Consider the following 16354-nt stretch of genomic DNA (forward strand, 5'->3'; position numbering starts at 1 on the left):
TCGGGTCCCGGGCGCACCCGCTCCTCCTCAGGAAGGAGTGCCGGAACCGTCCCGACCAGGGGCGACGGCGGATACGGGGGCCGGGGACGGAGCCGAGGCCGTGGAGCCCCGGACGACCAGTTCCGGCATGAAGACGAACTCGGAGTGCGGGGCCGGGGTGCCCCCGACCTCCTCCAGGAGCGCGCGGACGGCCGCCTGGCCCATCGCCTGCACGGGCTGGCGGATGGTGGTCAGCGGCGGGTCCGTGAAGGCTATGAGCGGGGAGTCGTCGAAGCCGACGACGGAGACGTCCCGGGGGACGTCCAGGCCCTGCTGGCGGGCGGCCCGGATCGCGCCGAGCGCCATCATGTCGCTCGCGCACACGATCGCGGTGCAGCCGCGGGAGATGAGCGCCGAGGCGGCGGCCTGGCCGCCCTCCAGGGTGTACAGGGAGTGCTGGATCAGGGCCTCGGACTCCTCGAAGGCGAGGCCGAAGCGCTCCTCCATGCCCTTCTGGAAGCCCTCTATCTTGCGCAGCACCGGCACGAACCGCTTGGGTCCGACGGCGAGGCCGATCCGGGTGTGGCCGAGCGCGGCCAGGTGCGTCACCGCGAGCCGCATCGCCGCCCGGTCGTCGGGCGACACGAAGGGCGCCTGGACCTTGGGGGAGAAGCCGTTGAGCAGGACGAACGGGACGCCCTTGCCGCGCAGCTGGTCGTAGCGGGTCATGTCGGCGGTGGTGTCGGCGTGCAGGCCGGAGACGAAGATGATGCCGGCCACCCCCCGCTCCACCAGCATGTCGGTGAGCTCGTCCTCCGTGGACCCGCCGGGGGTCTGGGTGGCGAGCACCGGGGTGTACCCCTGCCGGGTGAGGGCCTGCCCGATGACCTGCGCGAGCGCGGGGAAGATCGGGTTGTCCAGTTCGGGGGTGATGAGGCCGACGAGTCCGGCGCTGCGCTGCCGCAGGCGGACGGGACGCTCGTAGCCGAGCACGTCGAGTGCGGCAAGGACGGATTCGCGGGTGGCGGTGGCCACACCGGGCTTGCCGTTGAGCACGCGGCTGACTGTGGCTTCACTGACCCCCGCCTGGGCTGCGATGTCGGCGAGCCGCGCGGTCATGGGAGTGGACTGTACCGGTCACAGCGCGTATTGCCCACCGAACGCCGCGAGTGCGCTCCAGGAACCGGGTTTCGGGCACCTTCCGCAAGGTCTTGCAAGGTTTGCGACGGGCTCGCGAGGTGGATGGAGGGTGGTGGGGGGCTGGATCCGGCCGGAAGTGGCGGCTCGAACCCCTGTCAACCGGCCATTCGGCAACCTTCAAGACACGTGGATGTAACGATCGCCGTGTCTTGCAGAAATTTCACGCAAGGTCTTTCGGCGAGTTTTCAACCCTGTTACGTTCCTGGCAACCCGGAGCGCCGCGAGGGAGCGGTCGCATGAGGAAGGTTCCAGCCCCTCGTCATCCCGGGATCACTGAAGGAGTTCACATGCGGCGTGGCATAGCGGCCACCGCGCTGGTCGCGGCCCTGGGCGTGACCCTGGCGGCGTGCGGTAGTGACAGCGGTTCCAACGGCGGCGGCGAGAAGGCCTCCGGCGAGCTCTCCGGCACCGTCACCTGGTGGGACACCTCCACGGTCGGCTCCGAGGACAAGGTCTTCAAGAAGATCGCCGAGGACTTCACCAAGAAGCACCCCAAGGTCACCGTCAAGTACGTGAACGTGCCCTTCGGTGAGGCGCAGAACAAGTTCAAGAACGCCGCCCAGTCCGGCTCCGGCGCGCCCGACGTCATCCGCTCCGAGGTCGCCTGGACCCCCGACTTCGCCAGCCTCGGCTACCTCCAGCCGCTGGACGGCACCGCCGCGCTGAAGGGTCAGGACGACTTCCTCGCGCAGGCCGCCGCCTCCACGAAGTTCGACGGCAAGACCTACGCCGTGCCGCAGGTCATCGACTCCATGGGCCTCTTCTACAACAAGAAGATCCTCAAGGACGCCGGCGTCGAGGTCCCGAAGTCCATCGCCGAGCTCAAGACGGTCTCCGCCAAGATCAAGGAGAAGACCGGCAAGACCGGCCTGTACCTCCGCGGCGACGACCCGTACTGGTTCCTCTCCTTCCTGTACGGCGAGGGCGGCGACATGGTCGACGCCTCCACCAAGACCGTCACGATCGACAACGCCCAGGGCGTCAAGGCGCTCGCGACCGTCAAGGACCTGGTCGACTCGAAGGCCGCGATCACCGACGCGTCCAACGGCTGGGAGAACATGCAGGCGTCCTTCAAGGACGGCAAGGTCGCGATGATCGTCAACGGCCCGTGGGCCGTCACCGACACCTACGCGGGCAAGGAGTTCGCCGACAAGGCGAACCTGGGCATCGCCCCGGTCCCGGCCGGCTCGGCCGGTCAGGGCGCCCCGCAGGGCGGCCACAACCTCGCGATCTACGCCGGCTCCAAGAACATGGCCGCCTCCTACGCCTTCACCGAGTACATGACCTCGGTCGAGACGCAGACGCAGATCGCCAAGGAGCTCAGCCTGCTCCCGACCCGCGAGTCCGTCTACGCGAAGCCGGACGTCGCGACCAACGAGATGATCCAGTTCTTCAAGCCGGTCGTCGACAAGGCCGTCGAGCGCCCCTGGATCCCCGAGGGCGGCAGCCTCTTCGAGCCCATCAAGACCGAGTACGCCAAGGTCCTCACGGGTCAGACGACCCCGGACAAGGGCGCCAAGGCCATCGGTGACTCCTACCGCAAGCTCCTGAAGGACTGGAAGTAAGAAGGAAGGCAGGCCGGCTGATGGCTGTGGACACCACCAGCCAGTCGGTGGCGAAGGCCGCGGGCGACGACGTCGCCCGCGGCCGGGGCCGCGGAACTGGCACCCCCGGGGGTGCGGCGAAGCGCTCCCTCTCCACCCACTGGTACGCCTGGGCGATGGTCGCCCCGGTGGTGATCGTGATCGGTGTGATCATCGGGTACCCGCTGATCCGCGGCATCTACCTGTCGCTCACCGACGCGAACGAACGGAACGTCGCCCGTTCCATCGGCGTCAACCAGATCCCGGCGACCTACGAGTTCGTCGGCCTGGACAACTACGTCGACGCCCTCACCGGCAGCCAGTTCCTCGGCACGCTCGGCTGGACCCTGCTGTGGACGGTGGCCTGCGTCTCCGTCACCTTCGGCCTCGGCCTGGCCCTCGCCAACATCCTCAACCGCAAGATCGCCGGCCGTTCCGTCTACCGGATGCTGCTGATCCTGCCCTGGGCCGTGCCCGGCTTCGTCTCCGTCTTCGCCTGGCGCTTCCTCTACGACGAGCGCCGCGGCCTGCTCAACCAGATCCTCGGCGGCGTCGGCATCGACGCGGTGCCCTGGCTCAACGACCCCACCTGGGCCAAGTTCTCGGTCATCACCGTCAACGTCTGGCTCGGCATCCCGTTCATGATGATCGCCCTCCTCGGCGGGCTCCAGTCCATCCCCGGCGAGCTCTACGAGGCCGCCGAGATGGACGGCGCGAACGCCTGGCAGCGCTTCCGGCACATCACGATGCCCGGCCTCCGGTCGGTGTCCACCACCGTGATCCTGCTCAGCACCATCTGGACGTTCAACATGTTCCCGGTGATCTTCCTGCTCACCCGGGGCGGGCCCGGCGAGGCCACCCAGATCCTCGTCACCCAGGCGTACAAGTTCTCCTTCGAGATCAGCCCGCGTGACTTCGCCCAGTCCTCGACCTGGGGCGTCCTGATCCTGGTCCTCCTGATGATCTTCGCCGCGGTCTACCGGCGAGTCCTCCGCAAGCAGGGAGAAGTCTGGTGACCACCGCAGCCAACACCCCGACCCGCGGGAAGCGTTCGCCGCTCGCCTCCGTCGGACTGCACCTCACCCTGATCGTCACCTCCGTGGTCGCCGTCTTCCCGGTCCTCTGGGTGCTGCTGACCTCGCTGAAGCCGCCGGTGTACGCGAGCAGCACGGACTTCTTCAAGGAGACGACGCTCGAGAACTACACGAAGCTCCTCGAGGACACCCCGTTCCTCACCTGGTTCGGCAACTCACTGCTCGTCGCGAGCCTCACGACCGTCCTCGGCGTCTTCATCGCCTCCACGACGGGCTACGCCGTCAGCCGCTTCCGCTTCCCCGGCAAGCGCGGACTGATGTGGACCCTGCTCATCACGCAGATGTTCCCGGTCGCCGTCCTCATCGTGCCGATCTACAACATCATGTCGACGATGGGCCTGCTCAACCAGCCGGCCGGCCTGGTCATCACGTACCTGACGATCGCCGTCCCGTTCTGCGCCTGGATGATGAAGGGCTTCTTCGACTCCATCCCGCGCGAGATCGACGAGTCGGGTTACGTCGACGGGCTCACCCCCTTCGGGACCTTCTGGCGCCTCATCCTGCCGCTCGCCAAGCCGGGCATCGCGGTGACCGCCTTCTACTCCTTCATCACCGCCTGGGGCGAGGTCGCCTACGCCTCCGCCTTCATGGTCGGCGACGAGAACCTCACGCTCGCCGGCGGACTCCAGAAGTTCGTCAACCAGTACGGCGCGCAGTGGGGGCCGATGTCCGCGGCCTCCGTCCTGATCGCCGTCCCGGCCGCGCTGGTGTTCCTCTTCGTCCAGCGGCACCTGGTGACCGGCATGTCCGCCGGCGCCGTCAAGGGCTGACGGTCCGGGGGTGTCCTGCCCCCCCCCGGCCCCGAGTACCCCGCCCGAACGCCCCTCCTTACCTCTCAGGGAAGACATGACCCAGCATCTCGCCACCCCGGCCGACGCCCCCACCACCGGCACGCACACGGGCTGGTGGAGAGACGCCGTGATCTACCAGGTCTACCCGCGCAGCTTCGCCGACGGCAACGGCGACGGCATGGGCGACCTGGAGGGTGTCCGCGGCCGGCTGCCGTACCTGAAGGAACTCGGCGTCGACGCCGTCTGGCTCTCCCCGTTCTACGCCTCGCCGCAGGCCGACGCCGGGTACGACGTCGCCGACTACCGGGCCATCGACCCGATGTTCGGCTCGCTCCTCGACGCCGACGCCCTCATCCGCGAGGCCCACGACCTGGGCCTGCGGATCATCGTCGACCTCGTCCCGAACCACTCCTCCGACCAGCACGAGTGGTTCCAGCGCGCCCTGCGCGAGGGCCCCGGTTCGCCGCTGCGCGAGCGCTACCACTTCCGCCCCGGCAAGGGCGAGAACGGCGAACTCCCGCCCAACGACTGGGAGTCCATCTTCGGCGGCCCCGCCTGGACCCGTACCGAGAACGCCGACGGCACCCCCGGCGAGTGGTACCTCCACCTCTTCGCCCCGGAGCAGCCCGACTTCAACTGGGAACACCCCGCCGTCCGCGACGAGTTCCGCTCCATCCTGCGCTTCTGGCTCGACATGGGCGTCGACGGCTTCCGCGTCGACGTCGCCCACGGCCTCGTCAAGGCCGCCGGGCTCCCCGACATCGGCGCCCACGACCAGCTGAAGCTGCTCGGCAACGACGTCATGCCCTTCTTCGACCAGGACGGCGTCCACGAGATCTACCGCACCTGGCGGCAGATCCTCGCCGAGTACGACGGCGAACGCATCCTCGTCGCCGAGGCGTGGACCCCCACCATCGACCGCACCGCGAACTACGTGCGCCCCGACGAGATGCACCAGGCCTTCAACTTCCAGTACCTGGGCACCCACTGGGACGCCACCGAGCTCCGTACCGTCATCGACGCCTCGCTCGACGCGATGCGCCCGGTCGCCGCGCCCACCACCTGGGTGCTGTCCAACCACGACGTCACCCGGCACGCCACCCGCTTCGCCAACCCGGCGGGCCTCGGCACCCAGCTCCGCGAGGCCGGCGACCGCGAGCTCGGCCTGCGCCGCGCCCGCGCCGCGACCCTGCTCATGCTGGCGCTGCCCGGCTCCGCGTACGTCTACCAGGGCGAGGAGCTCGGCCTGCCCGACGTCACCGACCTGCCCGACGAGGTCCGTCAGGACCCGTCGTTCTGGCGGGCCAGCGGCCAGGACGGCTTCCGCGACGGCTGCCGGGTCCCGATCCCGTGGACCGTCGAGGGCTCCTCGTACGGCTTCGGCGACGGCGGCTCCTGGCTGCCGCAGCCCGCGACCTGGGGTGCCCTGAGCGTCGAGGCGCAGACCGGCGACCCCGGCTCCACCCTGGAGCTCTACCGCAGCGCCCTCGCCGTCCGGCGCGAGCGCCCCGAACTCGGTGCGGGCGAGGCCGTCGAGTGGCTGGAGGCACCCGAGGGTGTGCTCTCCTTCCGCCGCGACGGCTTCGTCTGCACCGCCAACACCACCGGTCGGGCCATCTCCGTCCCGCTGCCCGGCCGGTTCCTCCTTGCCAGCGGAGAGGTCCGCGTCGTCGACGACGAAGTGGAACTGCCCGCCGACACCACCGTCTGGTGGGCGGTGTGACGGTTCCCCTGCCGCGGGGCGCCGGCACCGGCGCCCCGCGGCTCGCGGACATCGCGGCCCAGTCCGGGGTCAGCGAGGCCACCGTCAGCCGCGTCCTCAACGGGAAGGCGGGGGTGGCCGGGGCGACCCGCCACAAGGTGCTCGCCGCGCTCGACGTGCTCGGCTACGAGCGTCCGGTGCGGCTCAAACGCCGCAGCGCGGGGCTCGTCGGGCTCGTCGTGCCCGAGCTGACCAACCCGATCTTCCCGGCCTTCGCGCAGGTCGTCGAACAGGTCCTCGCGGGCTACGGCTACACCCCGGTCCTCTGCACCCAGATGCCCGGCGGCGCGACCGAGGACGAGCTCGTCGAACAGCTCGTGGAGCGCGGGGTGGCCGGCATCGTCTTCCTCTCCGGCCTGCACGCCGACGCCACCGCCGACCCGTCGCGCTACTCCCGGCTGACCGACCGGGGCGTGCCGTACGTCCTCATCAACGGCTACAACGAGAACATCGACGCCAACTTCGTCTCGCCCGACGACCGGGCCGCGGCCCGGATGGCCGTACGGCACCTCGTCGAGCTCGGCCACGAGCGGATCGGCCTCGCCATCGGCCCGACCCGCTACGTCCCCTCGCGCCGCAAAGCCGAGGGCTTCGCGGCCGAGCTGTACGAGTCCCTCGGCGTCGAACGGGCCGCCGCGGAACGGTTCATCAGGCCGACGCTCTTCGGCGTCGAGGGCGGGCACGCGGCCGCCGACATCCTGCTCCGCGAGGGCTGCACGGGCATCGTCTGCGCCTCCGACCTGATGGCCCTCGGCGTGATCCGGGCCGTCCGCGCCCGGGGCCTCGACGTGCCCGGGGACGTCTCCGTCGTCGGTTTCGACGACTCGCCGCTCATCGCCTTCACCAGCCCGCCGCTGTCCACCGTGCGCCAGCCGGTGCAGGCGATGGCGACGGCTGCCGTCGGCGCGCTCCTGGAGGAGATCGAGGGGAATCCCGTGCAGCGCACGGAGTTCGTCTTCCAGCCGGAGCTGGTCGTGCGCGGCTCGACCGCGCAGCCGCCGCAACTCCTTACGTAACGGCTTGCATTCGGGCCTGCCCACGGGCGTGCGGAGGGTTGACCGCACGCCCGGGCGCCCTTACGGTCACGGCTGAAAACAGTTGCTGAACTTTTCGGCAACTTCTTGCATCCGCTCTCTTGCGACAGGGACGTCGTACAGGAGGAAACATGGCAAGAAAGACCGTGGCCGCTGCACTCGCCCTCGTGGCGGGAGCCGCTGTGGCCGTCGCGGTGACTCCCCAGGCGCAGGCCACCCCGCCCGGAGAGAAGGACGTCACCGCGGTGATGTTCGAGTGGAAGTTCGCCTCCGTGGCGAAGGAGTGCACCGACCGCCTCGGCCCCGCCGGATACGGATACGTCCAGGTCTCACCGCCCCAGGAGCACCTCCAGGGCAGCCAGTGGTGGACCTCGTACCAGCCCGTCAGCTACAAGATCGCCGGACGTCTCGGCGACCGCACCGCCTTCAAGAACATGATCGACACCTGCCACGCGGCCGGCGTCAAGGTCGTGGCCGACTCCGTCATCAACCACATGGCGAACGGCTCCGGCACGGGAACGGGCGGGACCCCGTTCTCCAAGTACGACTACCCGGGCCTCTACTCCGGCTCGGACATGGACGACTGCCGGTCCGCCATCTCCAATTACGGGGACCGCGCCAACGTCCAGAACTGCGAACTGGTGCAGCTCCCGGACCTCGACACGGGCGAGGACTACGTCCGCGGGAAGATAGCCGGGTACCTCAACGACCTGCTCTCGCTCGGCGTCGACGGCCTCCGCATCGACGCGGCGAAGCACATGCCGGCCGCGGACCTGGCCAACATCAAGTCCCGCCTGACGAACCCGAACGCCTACTGGAAGCAGGAGGCCATCTTCGGCGCCGGGGAGGCCGTCTCCCCGAGCGAGTACCTCGGCAGCGGCGACGTCCAGGAGTTCCGCTACGCCCGCGACCTCAAGCGGATCGTCCAGAACGAGAAGCTCGCCTACCTCAAGAACTTCGGCGAGGCCTGGGGCTACATGCCCTCCGGCCAGGCCGGCGTCTTCGTCGACAACCACGACACCGAGCGCGGCGGCGACACCCTGTCCTACAAGGACGGCGCGAACTACACCCTCGCCTCGGTCTTCATGCTCGCCTGGCCGTACGGCTCCCCGGACGTCCACTCCGGCTACGAGTGGACCGACAAGGACGCGGGCCCGCCCAACGGCGGCCAGGTGAACGCCTGTTACACCGACGGCTGGAAGTGCCAGCACGCCTGGCGCGAGATCTCCTCGATGGTCGCCTTCCGCAACACCGCGCGCGGCGAGGCCGTCTCGAACTGGTGGGACAACGGCGGCAACGCGATCGCGTTCGGCCGGGGCGCCAAGGCGTACGTGGCGATCAACCACGAGTCCTCGGCGCTGACCCGCACCTTCCAGACCTCCCTCCCGGCGGGCACGTACTGCGACGTGCAGTCGAGCACCCCGGTGACGGTCAACGGATCCGGCCAGTTCACGGCCACCCTCGCGTCGAACACGGCGCTGGCCCTGCACGTCAACGCGGCGTCCTGCGGCGGAGGTACGACCCCGACCACGCCGCCGACGACGCAGCCGCCGACGACCCCGCCCGCCACCGCGGGCGCGTCCTTCGGCGTCAACGCCACCACGGTCGTCGGCCAGAACATCTACGTCACCGGCAACCGCCCCGAGCTCGGCAACTGGGCCCCCGCCTCCGCGCCGAAGCTCGACCCGGCCACGTACCCGGTCTGGAAGCTGACGGTCTCCCTCCCCGCCGGCACGTCCTTCGAATACAAGTACGTCCGCAAGGACGCGGCAGGGAACGTCACCTGGGAGTCCGGCGCCAACCGCACCGCGACCGTCCCCGCCTCGGGCCAGATCGTCCTGAACGACACCTTCCGCAACTGATCCCCGCCGTGACGCAGGGCCGCCCCCACCGGGGCGGCCCTCCCACCCGTACCCCCGTACCCCCGTCCCTCCTCCAGGGAGCACCCCCGTGATACCCAAGAGAACAGCGGTCGCGCTGGCCGCCGCCCTGTGCGCGGCCCTCGTGCCCGCCGTGCCCGCCACCGCCGCCGGCCGGGCCCCCGCCCCGCCCTCCGACAAGGCCCTCGCCGCCCAGCCGGCCCGCCAGGACCTCACCCGGGAGCAGTTCTACTTCGTGCTGCCGGACCGTTTCGCCAACGGCGACACCGGCAACGACCGCGGCGGCCTCGTCGGCAGCCGTACGGAGACCGGCTTCGACCCGTCCGACAAGGGCTTCTACCAGGGTGGTGACCTCAAGGGCATCACGGAGCGGCTCGACTACATCAAGGGGCTCGGGACCACCGCCATCTGGATGGCCCCGATCTTCAAGAACCGGCCCGTGCAGGGCGTCGGCAAGGACGCCTCCGCCGGCTACCACGGCTACTGGATCACCGACTTCACCCAGGTCGACCCGCACTTCGGGACCAACGAGGACCTGGAGAAGCTGATCGCCGCCGCCCACGCCAAGGGCATGAAGGTCTTCTTCGACGTCATCACCAACCACACCGCCGACACCGTCGACTACGCGGAGAAGAAGTACGGCTACCGCCCCAAGGGCGCCTACCCGTACCTCGACAAGGACGGCCGCCCCTTCGACGACCGCACGGCGGTCGGGAAGGTGGACGCGGACGCGTTCCCGTACACCCTGGAGCAGAAGGCCGAGATCAAGGTCCCGTCCTGGCTCAACGACCCCACCATGTACCACAACCGGGGCGACTCCACCTGGGCCGGCGAGTCCGTCGAGTACGGCGACTTCGTCGGGCTCGACGACCTGTGGACCGAGCGTCCCGAGGTCGTCGAGGGCATGGAGCGGATCTACGAGAAGTGGGTCCGCGACTTCAAGATCGACGGTTTCCGCATCGACACCGTCAAGCACGTGGACCTCGACTTCTGGACGCAGTGGGCCACCGCCCTCGACGCGTACGCCAAGAAGCAGGGCCGCGAGGACTTCTTCATGTTCGGCGAGGTCTACTCCGCCGACACCGCCGTCACCTCCCCGTACGTCACCCGCGGCCGCCTCGACGCCACCCTCGACTTCCCCTTCCAGGACGCGGCCCGCGCCTTCGCCTCCCAGGGCGCCGGCGCCGACCGCCTCGCGAAGGTCTTCGGCGAGGACTACCGGTACACCACCGACAAGGCCAACGCCTACGAGCAGGTGACCTTCCTCGGCAACCACGACCTGGGACGCTTCGGCACCTTCCTCGAGCAGGACAACCCGAACGCCTCCGACGCCGAACTCGTCCGCCGGGCCCGCCTCGCCAACGAGCTGATGTTCCTCTCGCGCGGCAACCCGGTGATCTACTCCGGCGACGAGCAGGGCTACACCGGCGCCGGCGGCGACAAGGACGCCCGCCAGCCCCTCTTCGCCTCCCGGATCGCCGACTACCTCGACGACGACCAGATCGGCACCGACCGCACCCACGCCTCGGACGCGTACGACACCACGCACCCCGTCTACCGCTCCGTCGCCGAACTGTCCGCCCTCACCAAGGCCCACCCGGCCCTCCGCGACGGCATCCAGCAGGAGCGGTACGCCGAGGGGAACGTCTACGCCTTCTCCCGTACGGACGCGAAGGCCCGCGTCGAGTACCTCGTCGCCACCAACAGCGCCACCACCGACAAGACCGTCACGGTCCCCGTCGACTCCGCCGCCTTCCGTGTCCTGTACGGGGGTCAGGGCGCCGCGGCCGCACCGGTGACCGCGAAGGACGGGTCCGTCACCGTCACCGTCCCGGCCCTCTCCTCCCTGGTGCTCAAGGCCGACAAGGCCCTCCCGGCCCCCGCCGCCAAGCCGACCGTCACCCTCGACGCCCCGGCCGCCGGAGCCACCGGCACCGTCGAGCTCTCCGCCGACGTCACCGGCGGCGGCCTCAACCGGGTCGTCTTCGCCGCCCAGGTCGGCGACGGCCGCTGGCAGACCCTCGGCACCGCCGACCACGCCCCGTACAAGGTCACCCAGCACGTGACCGCCGCCGCCGGAACGGCCCTGCGCTACAAGGCCGTCGTCGTCGACAGCGCCGGCCGGACCGCGAGCGCCACCGCCGCCACCACCGCCGGCCAGGTCCCCGCCCCCGAGAAGCCGGTCGCCGTCGAGCGCGCGTACGCCGTCGTCCACTACAAGCGCGAGGACGGCAACTACGACGGCTGGACCCTGAAGGCCGCCGGCCAGGAGGCCGCGTTCACCGGCCGCGACGCCCACGGCGCCTTCGCCTGGGTCAAGGTCCCCGAGGGCGCCTCCACCGTCGCCTACACCGTCGAGAAGGACGGCACCGCGGACGGCCCGCAGCGCAGCGTCAACCTCGGCCGCACCGGCGAGGTCTGGATCACCCAGGGCCAGGACGGCCAGTCCGACACCGCCCCCGCCCAGGCCCCGCAGGACAAGACCAAGGCCGTCATCCACTACCAGCGCCCCGACGGGAACTACGACGGCTGGGGCCTCCACACCTGGGGCGGCGCCGCCCAGCCCACCGACTGGTCCAAGCCGCTGATGCCGGTCCGCTTCGACGCGTACGGCGCCGTCTACGAGGTGCCGCTCACCGAGGGCGCGGCCTCCCTCTCGTACATCCTCCACAAGGGCGACCAGAAGGACCTGCCCACCGACCAGAACCTCGACCTCGCCACCTACGGCCACGAGATCTGGGCGCTCTCCGGGCAGCCGAAGTACCTCCTCCCGACCGTCGGCGGCGCCCCGAACCTCGACCTCGGCACCTCCGAGGCCCAGTGGATCGACCGGAACACCGTCGTCTGGAAGGTGAAGACGACCGACGCCACCAGCCAGCAGCTGGTGTACGCGAAGGACGGCGGGATCACCGTCGCCGACGGGGCCCTGAGCGACGAGGGCCAGTGGCTCCGCCTCAGCCCCTCCGCCCTCACCGACGCCCAGAAGGCGAAGTTCCCGCACCTCGCCGCGTACCCGGCCTTCACCGTCGACCCGCGCGACGCCGACCGGGTCCGCGCCTCCCTGCGCGGCCAGCTCATCGCCACCCAGCGGGCCGCCAACGGCGCCCTGCTCGCCGCCACCGGCGTCCAGACGGCCGGCGTCCTCGACGACCTGTACGCGCCGAAGGCCACGAAGGCGAAGCTCGGCCCGGTCTTCCGGAACGGCCGCCCCACCCTCTCGCTCTGGGCCCCCACCGCCCAGTCCGTCGCCCTCGAACTCGACGGCAGGACCGTGCCCATGCGGCGCGACGACAGCTCCGGCGTCTGGTCCGTCACCGGACGGAAGGACTGGGCCGGAAAGCCGTACCGGTACGTCGTGAAGGTCTGGGCCCCGACCGTCCAGAAGATCGTGGAGAACAAGGTCACCGACCCCTACTCCACCGCCCTCACCACCGACTCGGCCCGCAGCCTCGCCGTCGACCTCACCGACCCGCGCCTCGCCCCCAAGGGCTGGCAGGAGCTGCGCAAGCCGGCCGCCGTGCCGCTGCGCGACGCCCAGATCCAGGAGCTCCACATCCGCGACTTCTCGATCGCGGACCCCACGGCCAAGGTCGACCACCGGGGCACCTACCTGGCCTTCACCGACAAGAACAGCAAGGGCTCGAAGCACCTCAAGGCGCTCGCCGCCTCCGGCACCTCCTACGTCCACCTGCTCCCGGCCTTCGACATCGGCACCGTCCCCGAGAAGAAGTCCGCGCAGACCGCGCCCGCCTGTGACCTGAAGGTGTACGCCCCCGACTCCGAGGAGCAGCAGGCCTGCGTGGCCGCCGCCGCGGCCAAGGACGCCTACAACTGGGGCTACGACCCGCTGCACTACACCGTCCCCGAGGGCTCCTACGCCACCGACCCCGAAGGCACCCGCCGCACGGTCGAGTTCCGGCAGATGGTCCAGGCCCTCAACGGCGACGGCCTGCGCACCGTCATGGACGTCGTCTACAACCACACCGTCACCGCCGGACAGTCCGACAAGTCCGTCCTCGACAGGATCGTCCCCGGCTACTACCAGCGCCTCCAGGCCGACGGCTCCGTCGCCACCTCGACCTGCTGCGCCAACACCGCGCCCGAGAACGCGATGATGGGCAAGCTCGTCGTCGACTCGGTCGTCACCTGGGCCAAGGACTACAAGGTCGACGGCTTCCGCTTCGACCTCATGGGCCACCACCCCAAGGAGAACATCCTCGCGGTCCGCAAGGCCCTCGACGCCCTGACCGTCGCCAAGGACGGCGTCGACGGCAAGGCGATCGTCCTCTACGGCGAGGGCTGGAACTTCGGCGAGATCGCCGACGACTCCCGCTTCGTCCAGGCCACCCAGAAGAACATGGCCGGAACCGGCGTCGCCACCTTCTCCGACCGCGCCCGCGACGCCGTGCGCGGCGGCGGCCCCTTCGACGAGGACCCCGGAGTGCAGGGCTTCGCCTCCGGCCTCTACACCGACCCCAACACCTCGGCCGCGAACGGCACCCCGGAGCAGCAGAAGGCCCGCCTCCTGCACTACCAGGACCTCATCAAGGTCGGCCTGACCGGCAACCTCGCCGACTACACCTTCACCGACACCACGGGCCGCTCCGTCAAGGGCGCCCAGGTCGACTACAACGGCTCCCCGGCCGGCTACGCCGCCGCCCCCGGCGACGCGCTCGCCTACGCCGACGCCCACGACAACGAGTCCCTCTACGACGCGCTCGCCTTCAAGCTCCCGGCGGGCACCTCCCCGGCGGACCGCGCCCGCATGCAGGTCCTCGCCATGGCGACGGCCACCCTCTCGCAGGGCCCGGCGCTCTCCCAGGCGGGCTCGGACCTGCTCCGCTCCAAGTCCCTCGACCGCAACTCGTTCGACAGCGGCGACTGGTTCAACGCGATCCACTGGGACTGCGCCGACGGCAACGGCTTCGGCCGCGGCCTGCCCCCGGCCGCCGACAACAAGGCCAAGTGGTCCTACGGCAAGCCGCTGCTCACCAACCCGGCCCTCACGGTCGGCTGCGAGCAGATCGACGGCGCCTCGGCCGCGTACCGGGACCTCCAGAAGATCCGTACCACCGAGCCGGCCTTCTCCCTGGCGACGGCGGACCGCGTCCAGTCCGCCCTCTCCTTCCCGCTCTCCGGCCGTGACGAGACCCCGGGCGTGATCACCATGCGCCTCGGCGACCTGGTCGTCGTCTTCAACGCGACCCCGAAGAGCACCGAGCAGAAGGTCGAGGCCCTGGCCGGCACGGCGTACGCCCTCCACCCGGTCCAGGCCTCCGGCACGGACACGGCGGTCAAGGCCTCCTCGTACGAGGCCGCCTCGGGCACCTTCACCGTCCCGGCCCGCACGGTCGCGGTCTTCAGGGCCGCGAGCTAGCCGGACACCGCCCGGAGTGACCGCTCCAACAGCGTGACCCCGTACCGGGACCCGTCGGCGGCGAGCTTTCCCGGCTCCTCGCCGACGACCCGGTACCCCGCGGCCTCGTAGTACGTACGCAGCCGCGGGTTGCTCGACAGACAGTCCAGACGGGCGACCGAGCGGCCACCGGCCGCGATCCGCCCCTCCGCGTGGGACAGCAGCGCCCGGCCGGTCCCGGCGGGCGCCGCCGTCCGGTCCGCCATCAGCCGGTGCACGTACCCGGCGACCGGCGGCCGAGGCCCCCACGCCTGCTCGTCCTCCCACCACAGCTCGTACGCGCCGACCGCGCGCTCCCCGTGGCGGGCGAGCCACACCTCACCGGCGGCGATCCGCGCCCGGAAGTGCTCCGCGCTCTTGCCGCCCGGCTTCCACTGGTCGATGCCGTGGTCGATCATCCAGCGGGCGGCCCCGTCGTAGAGCTCCACCAGAAGGTCCACATCGGCGTCGTCGGCCTGCCGAAAGGTCACTTGTGCGTCCATGGCCCTCACCGTAAGGGTGTGGCCTGACATTCTTTTGACCGGGAGCGACCCTCATGCCGCAGATCACCGTCGACTACTCCGCGCCCCTCGACCGGCGCGGCTTCGCGCGGGCCCTGCACCCGCTCGTCGTCGAGACCGTGGACACCGAGCTCGACGCGTGCAAGACCCGGTTCCGCGAGATCGAGGAGCTGATCGTCGGCGACGGATCGACCTACGACGTGGTCGTGCACGTCGAGATCGCCCTGCTCTTCGGCCGCACGGACGCCGTCAAGGCGAAGCTCTCGAAGGCCGTCCTCGACCTGCTGCCGACGTACCTCCCGGTCTCCGACGGCGTCCGGCTCTCCGTCGAGATCCGCGACCTCGACTCCTCCTACCGCAAGCGCTGATCCGGCACGCCGGGAGCGGCCTTCGGCACGAGCGCGGCGAGCCGGGCCACCAGCTCCCCGAAGGGGCCGTCGGCCGGCTCGTCCGCGAGGATGCGGAGGAGGACCTCCGCCATCTCCTCGTCGTACGCGGCGCTCACCGCCGCCAGCGCGGCGAAGTCGTGCACGAGCTGCAACTCCAGCTCCGCGCGCGGCACCCGGCGGCCGTCCAGCCACAGCAGCGCCGTCGACTCGGCGAGCGACACCCAGGAGCGGACGACGAGTTCGAGCCGCGCCGAGGGCTTCTCCACCTCCAGGTGGGCGAGGATCTGCTCGTACGCGGCCTGCCGGACCTCGTCGATCATCGCGTTCGTCGTGGACGAACCCACCGCGGGACCCCCGCGCATGAGCGCGGCGAAGCCGGGCCCGTGGTCGTCGACGAAGTCGAAGAACCGGCGCATCACCCGGAGGAGGCGCGCGCCCAGCGGCCCGTCCGGCGGCTCCACGAACCGGGCGGCGAGCTCGTCGGCGGCCCGCCGCAGCGCGGCCTCGTAGAGGCTCTGCTTGCCGGGGAAGTAGTGGTAGACCAGCGGTCGGGAGATCCCCGCGGCGGCGGCGATCTCGTCGATGGAGACCTCGTCGGGAGAGCGGTGGCCGAAGAGCTCCAGGGCCACCCCGATCAGCTGCTGCTTGCGCTCCTCGACGCCCATCCTGCGGCGTACACCGGTCGTCATACGAACAGCCTAACGGCGTCCGATACGCTCCTGATCC

Annotated in this window: 11 protein-coding genes; 8 read left to right on the forward strand and 3 right to left on the reverse strand. The window is 70.5% G+C overall.

The window, feature by feature from the left end; translation table 11 throughout:
* Positions 1 to 27: 27 nt before the first annotated feature.
* Complete coding sequence (locus ACFC0Z_RS21925; RefSeq protein WP_376440443.1) at positions 28 to 1098, reverse strand: LacI family DNA-binding transcriptional regulator; 1071 nt, start codon at positions 1096 to 1098, stop codon at positions 28 to 30.
* Between the two features lie 368 nt (positions 1099 to 1466).
* Here ACFC0Z_RS21925 and ACFC0Z_RS21930 point away from each other — a divergent pair, with 368 nt between their 5' ends.
* From ACFC0Z_RS21930 to pulA, 7 genes are all read left to right on the forward strand, one after another.
* Positions 1467 to 2744, forward strand: coding sequence for an extracellular solute-binding protein (locus ACFC0Z_RS21930; protein WP_376440446.1), 1278 nt, complete (start codon positions 1467 to 1469; stop codon positions 2742 to 2744).
* A gap of 20 nt (positions 2745 to 2764) precedes the next feature.
* Positions 2765 to 3778: a carbohydrate ABC transporter permease gene (locus tag ACFC0Z_RS21935; RefSeq protein WP_376440448.1), complete on the forward strand. Its 1014-nt coding sequence runs from the start codon at positions 2765 to 2767 to the stop codon at positions 3776 to 3778.
* Entirely contained in the window at positions 3775 to 4626 is an 852-nt protein-coding gene (locus tag ACFC0Z_RS21940; RefSeq protein ID WP_376440451.1) for a sugar ABC transporter permease, read from the forward strand. Before ACFC0Z_RS21935 ends, ACFC0Z_RS21940 begins: the two co-directional genes overlap by 4 nt.
* A gap of 76 nt (positions 4627 to 4702) precedes the next feature.
* Positions 4703 to 6370, forward strand: coding sequence for a glycoside hydrolase family 13 protein (locus tag ACFC0Z_RS21945; protein WP_376440453.1), 1668 nt, complete (start codon positions 4703 to 4705; stop codon positions 6368 to 6370).
* Complete coding sequence (locus ACFC0Z_RS21950; protein WP_376440455.1) at positions 6358 to 7425, forward strand: LacI family DNA-binding transcriptional regulator; 1068 nt, start codon at positions 6358 to 6360, stop codon at positions 7423 to 7425. The genes ACFC0Z_RS21945 and ACFC0Z_RS21950 overlap by 13 nt, the downstream gene beginning before the upstream one ends.
* Before the next feature lie 149 nt (positions 7426 to 7574).
* The gene (locus tag ACFC0Z_RS21955) at positions 7575 to 9305 is read left to right on the forward strand and encodes a carbohydrate-binding module family 20 domain-containing protein (RefSeq protein WP_376440458.1); all 1731 of its coding nucleotides are present in this window, start codon (positions 7575 to 7577) and stop codon (positions 9303 to 9305) included.
* An 88-nt stretch (positions 9306 to 9393) separates the two neighbouring features.
* Complete coding sequence (gene pulA / locus ACFC0Z_RS21960; protein ID WP_376440460.1) at positions 9394 to 14700, forward strand: pullulanase-type alpha-1,6-glucosidase; 5307 nt, start codon at positions 9394 to 9396, stop codon at positions 14698 to 14700.
* On the opposite strand, the gene ACFC0Z_RS21965 is transcribed toward pulA, so the two are convergent.
* A complete protein-coding gene (locus ACFC0Z_RS21965; RefSeq protein ID WP_376440463.1) occupies positions 14697 to 15221 on the reverse strand; it encodes a GNAT family N-acetyltransferase in 525 nt (174 codons plus the stop codon). The two genes, pulA and ACFC0Z_RS21965, sit on opposite strands and share 4 nt — an antisense overlap.
* Before the next feature lie 53 nt (positions 15222 to 15274).
* Here ACFC0Z_RS21965 and ACFC0Z_RS21970 point away from each other — a divergent pair, with 53 nt between their 5' ends.
* Complete coding sequence (locus ACFC0Z_RS21970) at positions 15275 to 15607, forward strand: 5-carboxymethyl-2-hydroxymuconate Delta-isomerase (RefSeq protein ID WP_376440466.1); 333 nt, start codon at positions 15275 to 15277, stop codon at positions 15605 to 15607.
* Here the strand turns inward: ACFC0Z_RS21970 and ACFC0Z_RS21975 are convergent.
* Positions 15592 to 16317 carry a TetR/AcrR family transcriptional regulator gene (locus ACFC0Z_RS21975; protein ID WP_376440468.1) on the reverse strand — a complete coding sequence of 242 codons (726 nt, stop codon included), beginning with the start codon at positions 16315 to 16317 and terminating at the stop codon, positions 15592 to 15594. The genes ACFC0Z_RS21970 and ACFC0Z_RS21975 overlap by 16 nt on opposite strands.
* Positions 16318 to 16354 lie beyond the last annotated feature (37 nt).

The organism is Streptomyces sp. NPDC056144 (assembly GCF_042264145.1).
GTDB lineage: Bacteria > Actinomycetota > Actinomycetes > Streptomycetales > Streptomycetaceae > Streptomyces.